This window comes from Micromonospora sp. NPDC047740 (assembly GCF_043204735.1).
GTDB lineage: Bacteria > Actinomycetota > Actinomycetes > Mycobacteriales > Micromonosporaceae > Micromonospora.
In genome coordinates this window covers 811944-826959 of the sequence record NZ_JBIDCT010000001.1, presented here as the reverse complement: position 1 = coordinate 826959, position 15016 = coordinate 811944, and the positions used below count along the sequence as shown (strand labels likewise).

The following is a 15016-nucleotide window of genomic DNA, read 5'->3' as shown; positions in this document are numbered from 1 at the left end:
GCCGCGCTCCGCGTGACCCGTCCGCGGCGGGCGGTGCTGGCCGCGGTGCACGCGCATCCGCACGCCGACACCGTCTCCATCTTCGGTGCCGTGCGTAGGAACTGCCCGAGGTGTTTCACCAGGCCGGGTACGACGTGCTGTGCGCGCTGACCGACGTCATCTACTGGGGTGTTTGCCGCGAGTGTCTCGCGGCAAACGCCAACAGTTGAACGAACGAGAACCACGACAGGAGAAGGAGCGACGTGTCCGAGCGCGGCAGCGAGAGTGAAAACCCGGTAATCCCATCCCCCACTCCGACCCCGCACCGGCCCCGGACCAACCAGGACTGGTGGCCGAATCAGCTGAACCTGCAGGTTCTGCACCAGCACTCGCCGCGAGCCAATCCGATGGGCGCGGACTTCGACTACGCCGAGGAGTTCAAGACCCTCAACGTGGACGAGCTCAAGCAGGACATCCTCGACGTGATGACGGCGTCGCAGGACTGGTGGCCGGCCGACTACGGCCACTACGGGCCGCTCTTCATCCGGATGAGCTGGCACGCCGCCGGCACGTACCGCATCGAGGACGGCCGTGGCGGCGCCGGCGACGGCGCCCAGCGATTCGCGCCGCTCAACAGCTGGCCCGACAACGCGAACCTCGACAAGGCCCGCCGGCTGTTGTGGCCGGTCAAGCAGAAGTACGGGCGGAAGATCTCGTGGGCAGATCTCCTGGTCTTCACCGGCAACGTCGCCCTGGAGTCGATGGGCTTCAAGACCTTCGGCTTCGGCTTCGGGCGGGAGGACGTCTGGGAGCCCGAGGAGATCTTCTGGGGGCCGGAGGACACCTGGCTCGGGGACGAGCGCTACAGCGGTGACCGGGAGCTCGCCGGCCCGCTCGGTGCCGTGCAGATGGGCCTCATCTACGTGAATCCGGAGGGCCCCAACGGCAACCCGGATCCGCTGACCGCGGCCCGGGACATCCGCGAGACCTTCCGCCGCATGGCCATGAACGACGAGGAGACGGTGGCGCTGATCGCCGGCGGCCACACGTTCGGCAAGACCCATGGTGCCGCCTCCGCCGAATACGTCGGCCCGGAGCCCGAGGGCGCTCCCGTCGAGAGCCAGGGCCTTGGCTGGAAGAACACCTTCGGTAGCGGCAAGGGCCGGGACACGATCACCAGCGGGCTCGAGGGTGCGTGGACGCCCACCCCGATCACGTGGGACAACAGCTTCTTCGAGACCCTCTTCGGTTACGAGTGGGAGGTGACCGAGAGCCCGGCCGGCGCGAAGCAGTGGAAGCCGAAGGGCGGCGCCGGGGCGGACGCCGTGCCCGACGCGCACGACCCGGCGGTCAGGCACGCCCCGATGATGGCGACGACCGACCTCGCGCTGCGCGTGGACCCGATCTACGAGCCGATCTCGCGGCGTTTCCTGGAGAACCCGGATCAGCTCGCGGACGCGTTCGCCAAGGCGTGGTACAAGTTGCTGCACCGCGACATGGGGCCCGTCACGCGCTACCTGGGCCCGTGGGTTCCCGAGCCGCAACTGTGGCAGGATCCCGTCCCCGCGGTCGATCACCAGCTCATCGGGGCTGACGGCATCGCTGCCCTCAAGGGCATGATCCTGGAATCCGGGCTGTCCATCGCTCAACTGGTCCGCGCCGCGTGGGCGTCGGCGGCCAGCTTCCGCGGTACCGACATGCGTGGCGGCGCCAACGGGGCCCGGATCCGCCTCGAGCCGCAGCGGAACTGGGAGGTCAACGACCCGGCCGAACTGGCCACGGTGCTGCGGGCCCTGGAGCGGATCCAGCAGGAGTTCAACAACACCCAGTCCGGCGGCACGAAGGTGTCGCTTGCCGACCTGATCGTCCTCGGCGGATGCGCGGCGGTCGAGCAGGCGGCGAGGAACGCCGGCCACGAGATCACCGTGCCGTTCCGGCCGGGCCGTACGGACGCCTCGCAGGAGCAGACCGACGTGGCGTCGTTCGCCGTGCTCGAGCCGAGGGCAGACGGATTCCGCAACTACCTGCGAGCCGGACAGAAGTTGCCGCCGGAGACGCTGCTGCTGGACCGGGCCAACCTGCTGACCCTGACCGCTCCCGAGATGACGGTGCTGCTCGGCGGCATGCGGGCCTTGCAGGCCAACACCGGGAACGCACGACACGGCGTCTTCACCGACCGGCCCGAGGCGTTGACGAACGACTTCTTCGTGAACCTGCTCGACACCGGCACGGAGTGGACGGCAGCCACCTCGGCCGAGAACGTGTTCGAGGGGCGGGATCGCGCCACGGGCGAGGTCAGGTGGACCGCCACCGCCGTTGACCTCGTCTTCGGCTCGAACTCCCAGCTGCGAGCCATCGCGGAGGTCTACGGCAGCCGCGACGCGCAGGAGAAGTTCGTCCAGGACTTCGTCACGGCGTGGGTCAAGGTCATGAACCTGGACCGGTACGACCTCGCCTGACCCGACGGGCCCCGGTCGCCGAGAACGGTGACCGGGGCCCGTCGACGTCGATGCAGCACGGCGCTCGCGCGGCCCGGGGCGGCGTCGGAGCTCGTCAGGCGACGTCCACCTGGGCGCCCGGCCGGCCGCTCTCCACCACGAAGCTGGCCCTGGTGGACACCGGGGCTCCGGGCTCGGTGACGTACGGCAGGACGCGGTAGTCGGTGCGCCACTGCTGCTCGTCGAGCTGGCAGCGGACGTACCCTCGCCGGCCGTTGTAGAACCGCATGTGCGGGTTACTGGCCAGCCATTCGGTACCCCGGGTGTCCAGCTCCGCGCCGTTGCCGCCGGAGGTGATCGAGGTGCCGAGGAACTCGACGCCGACCGTACGGGACGACTGGTCGTCGAAGTTCTGCTTCAGGTCGGCGACCATGCTGCAGTGCGCGTCGCCGGTGACCACCACCATGTTCTCCACGCCACGCTCGACCACCCCGTCGAAGAGGCGCTGCCGGGCCGCCGCGTAGCCGTTCCAGTTGTCGTCCGACAGCCGCTTGCCGGGACCGGGGTCCCGGTCGGCTTGGGCGATCACGGTCTGGTTGCCCAGCACGTTCCACCGGGCGGTCGAGGCGGCCAGGCCGTCGAGCAGCCACTGCTCCTGGGCGCTGCCGAGCATGGTCCGCGACGGGTCGTCCATCCCGGCCGGCACCTGGTCCGAGCGGTACTGCCGGCCGTCGAGGATGTTGAACTCGGCGAGGTTGCCGTAACGGAGCCGCCGGTACAACCGCATGTCCGGTCCCTGCGGGATGCTGAGCCGGCGCAGCGGCATGTGCTCGTAATACGCCTGGTAGGCAAGCGCCCGGCGCTGGCGGAAGCTCTCCTGCGACTGCTTCGGATCCTCGGAGGTCCCGTCGGCGTAGTTGTTCTCCACCTCGTGGTCATCCCACGTGACCGCCCACGGGAACCGGGCGTGGGCGAGCTGAAGGTCCGGGTCCGTCTTGTACTGGGCGTGCCGGATCCGGTAGTCGCTGAGCGAGAAGATCTCGGTGGCGGGCAGGTGCGGGCGACCGATCGAGCCGGCGCCCGGGCCCTCGTAGATGTAGTCGCCCAGGTGCAGGACCAGGTCCAGGTCCTCCTCCGCCAGGTGCCGGTAGGCGGTGAAGTGCCCTGCGGGCAGGTTCTGGCAGGACACGAAGCCGAAGGCGAGACGCCGCCGGTCCGCGTCGTACGCGGGTGCCGTCCGGGTCCGCCCGACGGGGCTGAGGTGCGTGCCCACCCGGAACTGGTAGTAGTACTCGCGGTCGGGGCGCAGTCCGGTGACCTCGGCGTGTACCGAGTGACCAAGCTCCGGCGTGGCCCGCTCCGCGCCGGCGCGGACCACCCGCCGGAAGTGCTCGTCCTCGGCGATCTGCCAGGCCACCGGGACGACCCGCGGCGGCATTCCGCCCATCCCGTCGACGGCGAGCGGGTCCGGTGCCAGGCGGGTCCACAGGACGACGCCGTCGGGATGCGGGTCGCCGGAGGCGACGCCCAGGGTGAACGGGTTGTCGGCGAAGGTGGGGTCGGCCCACGCCGGTGCTGCGGAGAAGCCGGCGATGGCGGCGGCGGCACCCGCTCCGGCCGCGCCGGCCAGCCCGAGGAATGCACGCCGGTGGAGTTGAGGCATTCGACGTCCCTCCAGAGGTGGTAGATGATCACCACCGATTCTTGGGACCGACATTGCCGGCGAATGGCCTTACGAAGGCCGCGGCCGGACGCCTCCGTGGACATCAGACGCCTCGTATCGCCAGCCAGCGTCGAGCCGGGCAGGCCGTGGGGATCTGTGTGAAGGAGTCCGCAGCGACCACTACTGGCGGGTCATCAGGTACGCCACCACGATCGCCGCGACCAGCGCCAGCGCGGCCAGCACCGCAGCGGTGATCTTGGCGGCGCTGTACGGGCGTTCGCCGATGACCTCGCCGGTCCGGGCGTTGACCAGGATCTGGTACGACCGACCGGCGTGCAGGTACGCGGCGATCCACACCGGCAGCAGGAGCAGCTTGTACGTGACGTCCGAGTAGGTGGTGCGGACGGAGGTGACCCGCTGCTCGTCGCCGCCGATGTCCGACCGGCAGTCCCGCTCGATGACCGGCGCCATCCGGGCCTTCGCCGCCGCCAGGCCCGCCTCGGGCTCGGTGTCGTACCGCAGCGCGTGATAGCCGGCCAGGTAGTCCCCGTGGTAGGCGACCGCCTCGGCCAGCGGCCACGGGGTCAGCTGGTCCAGCTGCTTCTCCGGCAGGTGGGTCGTGGCGGGCACCAGCACGTCGTCGAAGTCCCGGCGGACGATGCCGCTCGCCGGATACCACCGGGTGTGCCGCACCTGCCGGGTGCGCGTCTCCTGCCTGCCGTCCACCGTCACCGTGTACGTCTCGGTGACGTAGTAGTACTCGCCGCGCTGGCCCCGGTAGTCCGAGACGGTCCGCGCGTCGAACGTCCAGTGCGGCAGGTAGGTGCCCTTGAGCGTCTCCGCCTCGCTGACCTTCTTCAGGCTGTTCGGCGCGAACCACCGGCTGCGGCACCACTGGCCCAGCGCGGTGCGCACGCCCGCCTGGTCCACCGCGAACGGCAGCACCGCCTCGGGAGCGATCAGCTCGACCGCCGCGGCGTCCACCACCAGCGGCGTGGCGCAGAACTGGCAGCGCTGGGCGAGCGCGTCGCTCTCGGTCCGGGCGCCGCAACCCGGGCAGACGAACGTGTACGCGCCGACGCTGGCCGCCGGCTTACGCGGCAAGGTTGCCAGCTCCGCGTACGCGTGCTCGCGCACCTCCCGGCCGGCACCGGCGATCTGCTGCCGGTGCCCGCAGTACGGGCAGCGCAGCACCGCCGTGCCCGGCGCGTACTCGACCCGGGCACCGCAGCCGCCACACTGGTACGACGGCGGGGAGACTGCCGTGTCGCTCATGCCGGCACTCGCTGACGCTCGCTCATCGCGGCCCCCTCCGATACCGCGCGCTCACTGCGGCGGCAGCGGCGGTGGGACGCTGGCCAGCACCGACGCGAGCTCCGGCAGCTGCCCGGCCGGCTGCCACTGCGCCATGCCGGCCCGCCAGACCAGCGTGTCTGGGCCCAGCGTGCCCGCGCCCACCTGCTCGGCCAGCCCACCGAGGTCGAACGGGCCCTGTCGCTGCCCGGCGACACCGATAAACCACTGCGTCTGGTTCGGCAGCGGCGGCGGCTCGGTGGCCCCTGGCGGCGTGGGCACCGGCGCCGGCTGCATCCCTGCGCCGCCCGACATGGACCTGGCCACCTGCTGACCCACCGCCATGCCCATGCCCAGCCCGAGGCCGGCCCCGGCGCCGCCGCCTGGGTTCTTCGCCGCGTCCTCCAGCGCGGTGGCCGCCTGGTAGCGGGTGAACCGGTCCAGGTCCTCGACCGCGCCCATGCCGGTCCGTTTGTCCAGCGCCCGCTCGACCTCCGGCGGCACGGAGACGTTCTCGATGACGAACTTGGGGATGGCGATGCCGACCTCGGCCAACTCCTCGGTCAGCACGGCGGCCAGCCGCCGGCCGATCGCGTCCTGGTGCGCCGCCAGGTCCAGCAGCGGCACCCCCGCCGTGGCCAGCGCGCCGCCGAGCCGCCCCACGATGAGCTGACGCAGGTACTCCTGCACCTCCTCGGTGCGGAACTGCGGATCCGTGCCGACCAACTCCCGCAGGAGCTGCTGTGCGTCCACCACCCGCGCCGCGTAAGCCCCGAACGCCCGCAGCCGGACCACGCCGAACTCGGCGTCCCGCAGGATCACCGGGTTCTGGGTGCCCCACTTCATGTCGGTGAACTGCCGGGTGTTGACGAAGTACACCTCGGCCTTGAACGGCGAGTTGAAGCCATACTTCCAGCCCTTGAGGGTGGACAGGATGGGCAGGTTCCGGGTCTCCAGCGTGTACGTGCCGGGTGGGAAGGCGTCGGCGATCTGCCCCTCGTTGACGAACACCGCCGTCTGGGACTCCCGGACGACCAGCTGGGCGCCCATCTTGATCTCGTTGTGGTAACGGGGGAAGCGCCAGACGATCGTGTCCCGGCTGTCGTCCAGCCATTCCACGATGTCGACGAACTCGCCCCGGAGCTTTTCCATCAACCCCACCGCGGCCCCCTCCCCCTGTCGCTGCCGAGGTCATCGGCGTCGCGGCGACGATAACAAGTGCCCGCCACCCGCGGCCGCCGCGCCGGTTCCCCCTCCCCCGGTCACCGGGAGAACCGTGCCGCGGGCTCACCGTCGAGATGTCCCGGGGGTAGGCGGCGGCCGCAGATCACGAGCAGCAGGTCCTGAGCGAGCCCACGCAGGGGTGCTCCGGATCCGTACACCCAGTCGAGGTCGGTCGCCTGCAGGCTGACCCCGGTGAGGTCGGTGCCGAAGTACGCGATGTTCCGTGGCCGCATGCCGGCCAGCACCAGCGCCACCCGGTCCGGCGGGATGCGGCGAGACAGCCCGAGGCCCACGGTGATGTCGAGGCCGTGGATGACGTCGTGCGACAGCGCTCCGGCGACCCCGCCGCCGGGCGGGGTCCAGGGGTGGTCGATGTTGTCCCGCAGCGCCGCGATCAGCCGCTCGGTCGGCATGCCTGCCGCGTCGCGGCGGGCGGCGCGATCGGCCATCCGATCAAAGCTGCCGCGCGCCTTCATCAGGTCGATGAGGATCCGCCGGAGGGAGGTCCGGAACGGCATCGTCATGTGCGCGACGACCTCCCGCACCCGCCAGCCATCACACAGGGTGACCGAATCCCATCGCTCGGTCGGCAGGGTGGCGAGCAGGTCCGCCAACTCGCGCCGTTCCGCCGCCACCGCGGCTCGAAGCCGATCTACCATCATCCGCCTCCCGTCCGTTGCGCGGACCCGTCCGGATCCGCACCATGGGATACGACGGAGGCGTTCCGAACTCATCGCTGCCGCCGTACGTCGGCCGGTATCCGTATGGTCGGGGGCGTGGTGGACACGACGGTGGACCGGCTGGAGCCGTACCGGGTGGAGCTGACCGGCTACTGCTACCGGATGCTCGGGTCCGGGTTCGAAGCCGAGGACGCGGTGCAGGAAACGCTGTTGCGCGGCTGGCGGTCGCTCGACCGGTACGACGAGCGGCGGGCCTCCCTGCGGACCTGGCTGTACCGCATCGCGACGAACGTCTGTCTCGACATGCTGCGCGGCGCGCGGCGCCGTGCCCTCGCGATGGATCTCAGCGGCCCGTCGAGGGCTGGTGCGGAGATCGGCGCGCCGGCCACCGAACGAGCCTGGGTGCAGCCCGTGCCGGACGATCTGGTGCTGCCGGCGGACGGCGGCCCGGAGGAGCAGGCCGTGCGCCGGGAGACGATCCGGCTGGCGTTCGTCGCCGTCCTCCAGCATCTGCCGCCCCGCCAGCGGGCCGTGCTGATCCTGCGCGACGTGCTGTGCTGGCGGGCCGAGGAGGTCGCGGATCTGCTGGGCACCACCGTGGCGGCGGTGACCAGCGCCCTGCAACGAGCCAGAACGACGCTCAGGGCCGCCGGGGTGACGCCGGGCGAGCCACTGCGGCCGGACGACCGAGCCCAACGCGACCTGCTCGCCCGATACTGCGACGCATTCGAGCGACATGACGTGACCGCGCTGGTGGCGATGCTGCACGAGGATGCCACCATATCGATGCCACCGTTCCGCTGGTGGATCCGCGGCCGGGCGGAGATCCGACAGGCTCTGCTGGCACCGGGAACGTGCGAAGGAGCCCGGCTGGTGCCGGTGGCGGCGAACGGATCGCCGGCGTACTGGCAGACCCGGCCGGATCAGGACGGCGTGCACGTGCCGTTCGGGCTGGTCGTCCTCGACGTGTGGCAGGGTCTGGTCACCGGCAGCACCACCTACCTCGACCCCGGCCGGCTGGTCCAACTGTTCGGCCCGCCGGCCCAGCCCCGGCCGCCGGTCGGGGCCTTGCCGGCCGGCCCGCCACGGGTCACCGGGCCGATCGCGGGCCGCCGCGCGGCGCACCGATGAGTCCGGCGGCTCCGGTACGTATAACCCCCGGTGGTGACAGCCACGCCAATCGGAGGAGCAGTCAATGACAACGGTCCAGCCCGTCATCAGCACGCCCGACCTGGGCCGCCTGCAGGCGTTCTACGAACGCTTGTTCAACGCCGTGCAGGTGCGACGGTTCCCCGCTGACGGCCCGCCGTTCTTCGTCAGCCTCATGCTGGGCGACTCGGAGGTCGGCCTGGTCAGCCAGCCCGACACCGACCTGTCCACGCCGCCGCGGATCCTGCTCAGCGTGGACGTCGAGGATGTGGACGCGCTGCTGGACGAGGTGGTGACAGCCGGCGGGCGGGTGCTCGGCCCACCCAACGACATGCCGTGGGGCCAGCGGGTGGCGCACGTGCACGACCCTGACGGCAACCTGATCAACCTGACCCAGGTGATCTGAGAAGACCAGGTGCCGGAGCACGCGTGGCGTGCTCCGGCACCGGTCGGGGAGCCGGCCGGCACCGGCTCGCCGTCATCTCCTCACAGACGGGCCTTCAGGTAGGCGCCGGCCGCGAGCAGTTGCGTGCGGGCCGACTCGTCGGTGGCGGTCCTGGCCGCCGCCGCGAACCGGTCCAGCGCAGCCTTGGCCTGCTCCGGCCGGCCCGCCGCCGCCGTGCTCTTGGCCGCCTGGAGCTGGCCGAACAGGTGGTCGGCGAGATCCTCGCTGATCAGGCCGTCCGCCTGGTATCGCCGCACCAGCGCCTGGGCGTTGTCGTAGGTGGCGACGATCTCGAACGAGACGGTCACCTCCGTGGCGTTGCCGGCCAGGTCGGTCGCCACGACGGTCAGTTCGTGACCGCCGGCCGTGGGCTGGACCCCCGCCCCGCTCTCGATCGCCACCCCGTCCAGGCGGAGGGCAACCGAGTCGATGCCCGACGCGGCGTCCCGGGCCGTGGCGGCGATCGGCAGTGACCTGCCGAGGTCGTACTTGCCGCCGTTCGCCACGCCGTCGACGGTCACGACCGGGTCCGTGGTGTCCACGGCCAGGGACACCGCTTTCAGCGCGGAGATGTTGCCGGCCTCGTCGATCGCCCGGAGCCGCAGCTCCCACCGGCCGTCCTCGGTCACCTTGATCGGCTCGCGGTACTCGGTCCAGGCGCCGTCGCCCTCGACGAACTCGATGCGTACCGGCCCGCCGCGGTCATCGCTCGCCGAGGCGGTGACCGTCACCGGCGAGGTGTACCAACCGCGCTTGCCGTTCGGCTGCGCCGGGTCGACCGCCACGGTCAGGCTCGGCGCCGTCGTGTCGAGAACCCGGAAGTAGTCGAAGCCGACCGTGACCGGCTGCGCCTGCTCCGGACCCAACGCCATCAGACCGAACGAGGTCATCACGGCGTCGTTGGTGACCGGCTGGCCGAGCGAGGTCCAGTTGACCCCGCCGTCGCTGATCTGGGCCGAGTAGGTGTTCCCACTCCGGCTCAGCCGCAGGTAGTACCAGCCGCTCTCGGACGAGTCGGCGATGTCGATCGACCGGTTGCCGCCGTTGCCGAACTGCGCGTTGCGTTCCGAGACGAGCTCGGCGCGCAGGTTGGTCGGCGTTCCGGCGTTGTTGTTCGCCACGACGTCGAACTTCACGTAGTTGTCGTCGTTGTTGTAGACCAGGAAGCCGGCCAGCTGCCACTTGTGCAGCATCGACGGCGTCAGCCTGGTCTCGATCGTCCAGTCGCCGGCCGCGACCTGCGCGGGGATCTTCTGCAGGATGAAGTTCCGCGGCGAGTCGTTGTTGGTGCCGTTGATGTCGCCCGGCTGGGTCTCGATGCGCAGCGCACCGCCGTTCACCGCGGCCTTGGTCGAGTCGTACCGCACCACCGAGTTCCACCGGCAGCCGTCGAGCGTGCTGCCGTCGAACTCGTCGCTGGGCGCGCGGACCCCGTCGTCCGTGCCGTCCGGCGTGATGGTGAAGTGGTCGAACACCGCGTTGACCCGTGCCGCCCCGGTGTCACCGGCGGCCATGGGGCCGACGGTCGCGTTCGGGATGACGGTCGCGGAGCCGGCGAGCGCCGTCCAGCTCTGACCGTCGGCGGAGTACGCCGCGGTCAGCTTCTGACCGTCGCTGACGAGTCGCAGGTGCGCGGTGGCCGGGAAGTTCGCCGGCAGACCCACGTTGGCGTGCCAGGTCCGCGTCCCGCCGGCCTCGGTCTGGAACTCCAGGATCCGACCGCCGGACGAGGAGCGGGTGAACGCCAGTTTGACGTAGTCGTTGTCGGTGCCGTGCATGAGCAGACCGGCGTGCTGCCACTCGCGGTCGTGTGGGATGGTCACCTTCGTGGTGATCGTCCACGGTCCGACCTTGGCGCGCTGGCCGGCGTAGCTGATCGGTCCGGTGTTCGCCTCGTTGATGTCGCCGTTGGTGACCGGCAGCACCAGCCCGCCGTTGGTGACCCGCACCGGCAGGTTCGGGGCGTTGCGCACGGTGGTCCACCGGTTGGTGTTCAGCGTGTCACCGTCGAAGGTGTCCGAGCCGCGGATCGCGCAGCCCGGAGCGGTCTCCGGCGGTGCCGGGTGGATGGCCTTGTCGACCAGGGTGAAGCCGGTGAACTTCACCTCACTGGTGGCCGACGCGTTGTGCGCGGTGACCGCGAGGCCGATGTCCTGCGGGCTGGCCGCGCCGGGCAGCGTCACCGGGTCGCCGACCAGGGTGAACGCCTTCCCGTCCTTGCTCCAGTACCCGTAGTACTTCCCGCCGTCGCGTACGATCCGCACCCAGGACGGGTAGCTCGTGTTGCTGGCGCCGGTGCTGGCGTCGAGCTGGCCGTTTCCGTCGGTGTCGCGCAGCCACTCGAAGCCGAGGCCCGCCCGCATCGTCATCGCCGCGTACCCGGGCGACCTGCCGGGCTGGGTGACGTCGTTGCGGACGATCAGGCCGGCCTTGGCGGAGTTGTTCGTGTTCGTCTGGCTCTCGATCTTCACCGTGGCGGTCCACGTGTTGCCGGCCGCCGCCGGCAGGTACACCGAGCCGTACTGGTCGGTGCCCTGCCACATGTTCTCGCCGCCGGCGTTGATGATCCAGGTGTCCTGGTCCGGCCGGTCGAACGCGGCGGTGGTGTTGCTGTAGGTCTGCCAGGCTCCGTAGAGGTCACCGACCTCGACCTGCACGACGCGGGACTTGGCGTGGTAGCCCTTGTCGTTGGTCGCGACCGCGGTCAGCTGGTAGCGCTTCTGGGTGGACGCGTTCCACTTCATCGAGTACGGCGCCGTGGTGTCGACGCCGATCGACGTGCCGTCGACGAAGAACTCGACCTTGGTGATCGTGTTCTCCGCGTCGCTCGCGGCTGCGGTCACGTGGATCTCGCCCGGCTCCAGCTCGTCGGTCGGCTTCGGGGAGGTCACCGCGACCTTCGGCTTGCTCGTCGGCGAGACGCCCTTGCCGTCGGCCTCGATGAAGTTCAAGCGCCGCTCACCGGCACCCGGGAACACCGCGTACAGGGTGAACGTCTCGCCGGGGTCGGCCACCTCGACCGGAACGTCCACGTAGCCGCCGCCGCTGGTCGCCGGCACCTGCGCGGTGCCCAGCAGTGCGCCGTCCGGCGCGCCCCGCCGCAGCTCGATCTTGCTCGCGCTGGCGGCCGACGCGCGCAGGATCAACCGGTCGACGTTGTGCAGGTTGACCGGGTCGTACGAGGCCCAGGCGCCGTTCTGGCCGGCGATGGAGCTTCCATGGCCCTCGACGTCCCGCGACGAGCCGACCGTCATGTTCGACGAGTTGTCGAAGAACTCCGCCTCCCGCTGCTTCGGGAACATCAGGGTGGTGTCGGAGCCGGTCAGGCTCGGGATGCCACCCGCGCCGCCGGAGTCGGCGTAGCGGCCGTCGATCGCGTAGAAGACGTTCATGTCCTCGCCGTGCCCGCCGCCGAGGGCGGTGACCACCTTGCCGGTGCGTCCGTGCAACGGATCGGCCGGGTGCGCGTGCTCGTCGTGGCCCATCGCCGGCTGGATCACCACGTCGGCGTCGTCGATCTGGGTGTCCTCAGCGTCGCTGACCGACAGGTCCCAGCTCACCTCGTCGCCGAAGTCGAAGAACGCGCCGTTGGGCGGCAGGTTGAACTTCACCTGCGGCCGGGTGTTGCCGACCGTGATCGGCACCGTCGCCGTCCCGGTCTTGCCGGCCGGGTCGGTCACCGTGAGCCGGGCGTTGTAGACGCCGTTCGCGGTGTAGGTGAAGGTCGGCTTCAGCTCGGTGGAGTCGGCGGAGCCGTCACCGGTGAAGTCCCACTCGTACCGTAGCTGCTCGTTTTCCGGGTCGGTGCTGCCCGAGCCGTCGAAGCGGACCTGCAGCGGCGCCTGGCCGGAGTCCGGCGTCGCGTTGATCTTCGCCGTCGGCGAGCGTGAGCCGGAGATGTAGTCGACCCGGTACAGCCCCGAGTTCGGGTTGTCACGGCCGAAGCCGCCACCCCAGTCGAGGACGTACATCGAGCCGTCGGGACCGAACTTGGAGTCGATCGGGGCGAGGAACTGCTGCTGCGGCAGGAACGGGTTGACCTTCTCGACCCCGCCCTGCCCGTTCGGGATGATCGAGTACATCTTGTTCCGCGACCACTCGTAGAAGAACGGCTTGCCGTCGTAGGACGCCGGGAACTTGGTGTCCGACTGCAGGTTCGGGTCGTAGTTGTAGAACGGGCCGCCCATCGGAGCCAGGCCGCCACCCTGCGGGATGACCGACGGCACCGAGGAACGCTTGTAGCCGTACCACATCTTGGGTGCCTTGGCCGCCGGCAACTCGGTCAGGCCGGTGTTGCGCACCGAGTCGTTGATCGGCTTGTTGCAGTCGAAGTACGCCCCGACCGTCACCGGGTTCGTCCGGTAGTCCACGTCCCGGAACGGCTCGTTGTTGCCCATGCACAACGGCCAGCCGTAGAAGCCGGGCTCGGTGATGAGGTTCCACTCGGCGATGCCGGCGGGCCCGCGGTCCGGGTTGTCGTTGCTGTTGTCCGGCGAGTAGTCCGCCAGCCCGATGGCCCCGGTCTGCGAGTCGATCGAGAACCGGAACGGGTTGCGGAAGCCCATCGCGTAGATCTCCGGCCGGGTCTTCGCGGTGCCTGGCGGGAACATGTTGCCCGCGGGGATGGAGTAGGTGCCGTCCGCCTCGGGGCGGATCCGCAGCAGCTTGCCGCGCAGGTCGTTGGTGTTGGCCGAGGTCGCCCGCGCGTCGTGGAACGTGCCGTCCCGCTCAGACAGCGGCGCGTAGCCGCCGGACGGCTCGGAGTGTGGGTTCACGTCGTCGCCAACGCTCAGGTAGAGGTTCCCGTCCGGGCCGAACGCGAGGCCGCCGCCGGTGTGCCCGGGCTCATCGGGGAGCCGGCGCGCCGGCACCTCGAGCAGGACCTTCTCCGTGGCCCGGTCGATCTGCGAGCCCGGCCCGACGGTGAGCCGGGACAGGCGGCTGAAGAAGTTCGCCGGGTCGCTGTCGTTCGTGCTCGCCGGCGCGTAGTAGATGTAGAGGTAGCCGTTCTGGGCGAACTTCGGGTCGAGCGCGATGCCGAGCAGGCCGTCCTCACCGCCGGAGTACACCGGGATCGTGATCGCGGTGGAGGTGGTCTTCGTCCGCGGGTCGTACACCCGGATCTGGCCGCGTACCAACTCGGTGAAGAAGACCCGGCCGTCCGGTGCGACGTCCATGGCGAACGGGGCGCTGGTGTTCTGGTCCAGCGGGACCCGTTCGAACTGGTCCCACACCGTGCCGCCGCAGTCGCCCTCGACCATGCCGGCCGCCCACTTCACGCCGCCGACGATGTGCTGCACCAGCCCCGGCTCGCCGGTGTAGTGCGCGCCGAAGTGGCCCATGCCGGTCATCCAGGCACGGCCGCCGTCGTACGGCTTGCACCACGAGATCGGGTGGTCGTAGCCCATGGCGTTGTTGCCCGGGTTGTACGTCGTCTCGTCCATCGTGGCGAGCACGTGCGCGTTGCCGCGGACGTTGAGCGCGTAGTTGTACCACTCGTCGGCGCGTTCCCACCGCTGCGGCAGGTGCGCGGTCGACGGGTGGCTGTGGTCCTCGACGCGGACGGTGCCGGGCAGGCCGGGGCTGGTGCCGGTGGCGGCGTGGCCGGGCATCAGCGAGCCGATCATGTTGTCCCACCACGCGTAGTTCCCGCGCATGTCGGTGGCGTTGTGGATGGCGACGATGCCGTGCCCGGCCTTCATGTAGCGCTCCATCGCCGCCTTCTGGTCGGCGGTCCACGGGTCGCCGGAAGCCTGGAACATCACCAGGGCGTCGAAGTGCGCGAGGTCCTGGTCGTTGAAGATCGACGAGTCCTCGGTGTGCTGGGAGGTGATCCCGGCGTCGGCGAAGGCGGCCTGCAGCACGGGAACGCCCTGCTCGATCGCCTCGGTGTGCCGGAACTGCGTGGTCTTGGTGAAGATCAGCACGTGGGCTTGGCCGTGCGTGCCCTCGTGGGCGGCCGCCGGCGCTGGGCTGATCATGGACAGCGCGAGCGCGCCGACGACGGGTATCGCTAACAGTCGTCCCCACCGGGGACGCCAGGTCACGTTCATGAGATGCGGTACCTCCTGGGACGCGAGGAACTACTGGTGGGGTCATGACCGTGCGGCGTGCCGGCGCCGTCGGAGTGGGGGTGGAGCTGGCC

General features: G+C 70.4%; 8 protein-coding genes. 3 read left to right on the top strand and 5 right to left on the bottom strand.

What is annotated here, in order from left to right; genetic code table 11:
* Window positions 1-242 precede the first annotated feature (242 nt).
* Entirely contained in the window at window positions 243-2438 is a 2196-nt protein-coding gene (gene katG, locus ACGF4F_RS03420) for a catalase/peroxidase HPI (protein WP_357436102.1), read from the top strand.
* 94 nt (window positions 2439-2532) lie between these two features.
* Here the strand turns inward: katG and ACGF4F_RS03415 are convergent, their stop codons facing one another.
* From ACGF4F_RS03415 to ACGF4F_RS03400, 4 genes are all read right to left on the bottom strand, one after another.
* Complete coding sequence (locus ACGF4F_RS03415; protein ID WP_357436101.1) at window positions 2533-4080, bottom strand: alkaline phosphatase D family protein; 1548 nt, start codon at window positions 4078-4080, stop codon at window positions 2533-2535.
* 180 nt (window positions 4081-4260) lie between these two features.
* Window positions 4261-5355, bottom strand: a complete 1095-nt coding sequence (locus tag ACGF4F_RS03410; protein WP_357436100.1) for a hypothetical protein — start codon at window positions 5353-5355, stop codon at window positions 4261-4263.
* A gap of 51 nt (window positions 5356-5406) precedes the next feature.
* A complete protein-coding gene (locus tag ACGF4F_RS03405) occupies window positions 5407-6534 on the bottom strand; it encodes an SPFH domain-containing protein (RefSeq protein ID WP_393074464.1) in 1128 nt (375 codons plus the stop codon).
* A 101-nt stretch (window positions 6535-6635) separates the two neighbouring features.
* Window positions 6636-7256, bottom strand: a complete 621-nt coding sequence (locus ACGF4F_RS03400) for a maleylpyruvate isomerase family mycothiol-dependent enzyme (RefSeq protein WP_357436096.1) — start codon at window positions 7254-7256, stop codon at window positions 6636-6638.
* A 117-nt stretch (window positions 7257-7373) separates the two neighbouring features.
* On the opposite strand from ACGF4F_RS03400, the gene ACGF4F_RS03395 reads away from it, so the two are divergent.
* A complete protein-coding gene (locus tag ACGF4F_RS03395; RefSeq protein ID WP_393074461.1) occupies window positions 7374-8408 on the top strand; it encodes a sigma-70 family RNA polymerase sigma factor in 1035 nt (344 codons plus the stop codon).
* A gap of 64 nt (window positions 8409-8472) precedes the next feature.
* Window positions 8473-8832, top strand: coding sequence for a VOC family protein (locus ACGF4F_RS03390; RefSeq protein ID WP_357436092.1), 360 nt, complete (start codon window positions 8473-8475; stop codon window positions 8830-8832).
* An 80-nt stretch (window positions 8833-8912) separates the two neighbouring features.
* Here the strand turns inward: ACGF4F_RS03390 and ACGF4F_RS03385 are convergent, their stop codons facing one another.
* Window positions 8913-14924: a ThuA domain-containing protein gene (locus tag ACGF4F_RS03385; protein ID WP_393074458.1), complete on the bottom strand. Its 6012-nt coding sequence runs from the start codon at window positions 14922-14924 to the stop codon at window positions 8913-8915.
* Window positions 14925-15016: the final 92 nt, after the last annotated feature.

Excerpts from the sequence above, each read along its gene's own strand:
- ACGF4F_RS03415 (WP_357436101.1), bottom strand. The coding sequence starts at position 4,080 with ATGCCTCAACTCCACCGGCGTGCATTCCTCGGGCTGGCCGGCGCGGCC.
- ACGF4F_RS03410 (WP_357436100.1), bottom strand. The coding sequence starts at position 5,355 with ATGAGCGACACGGCAGTCTCCCCGCCGTCGTACCAGTGTGGCGGCTGC.
- ACGF4F_RS03400 (WP_357436096.1), bottom strand. The coding sequence starts at position 7,256 with ATGGTAGATCGGCTTCGAGCCGCGGTGGCGGCGGAACGGCGCGAGTTG.
- ACGF4F_RS03390 (WP_357436092.1), top strand. The coding sequence starts at position 8,473 with ATGACAACGGTCCAGCCCGTCATCAGCACGCCCGACCTGGGCCGCCTG.
- ACGF4F_RS03385 (WP_393074458.1), bottom strand. The coding sequence starts at position 14,924 with ATGAACGTGACCTGGCGTCCCCGGTGGGGACGACTGTTAGCGATACCC.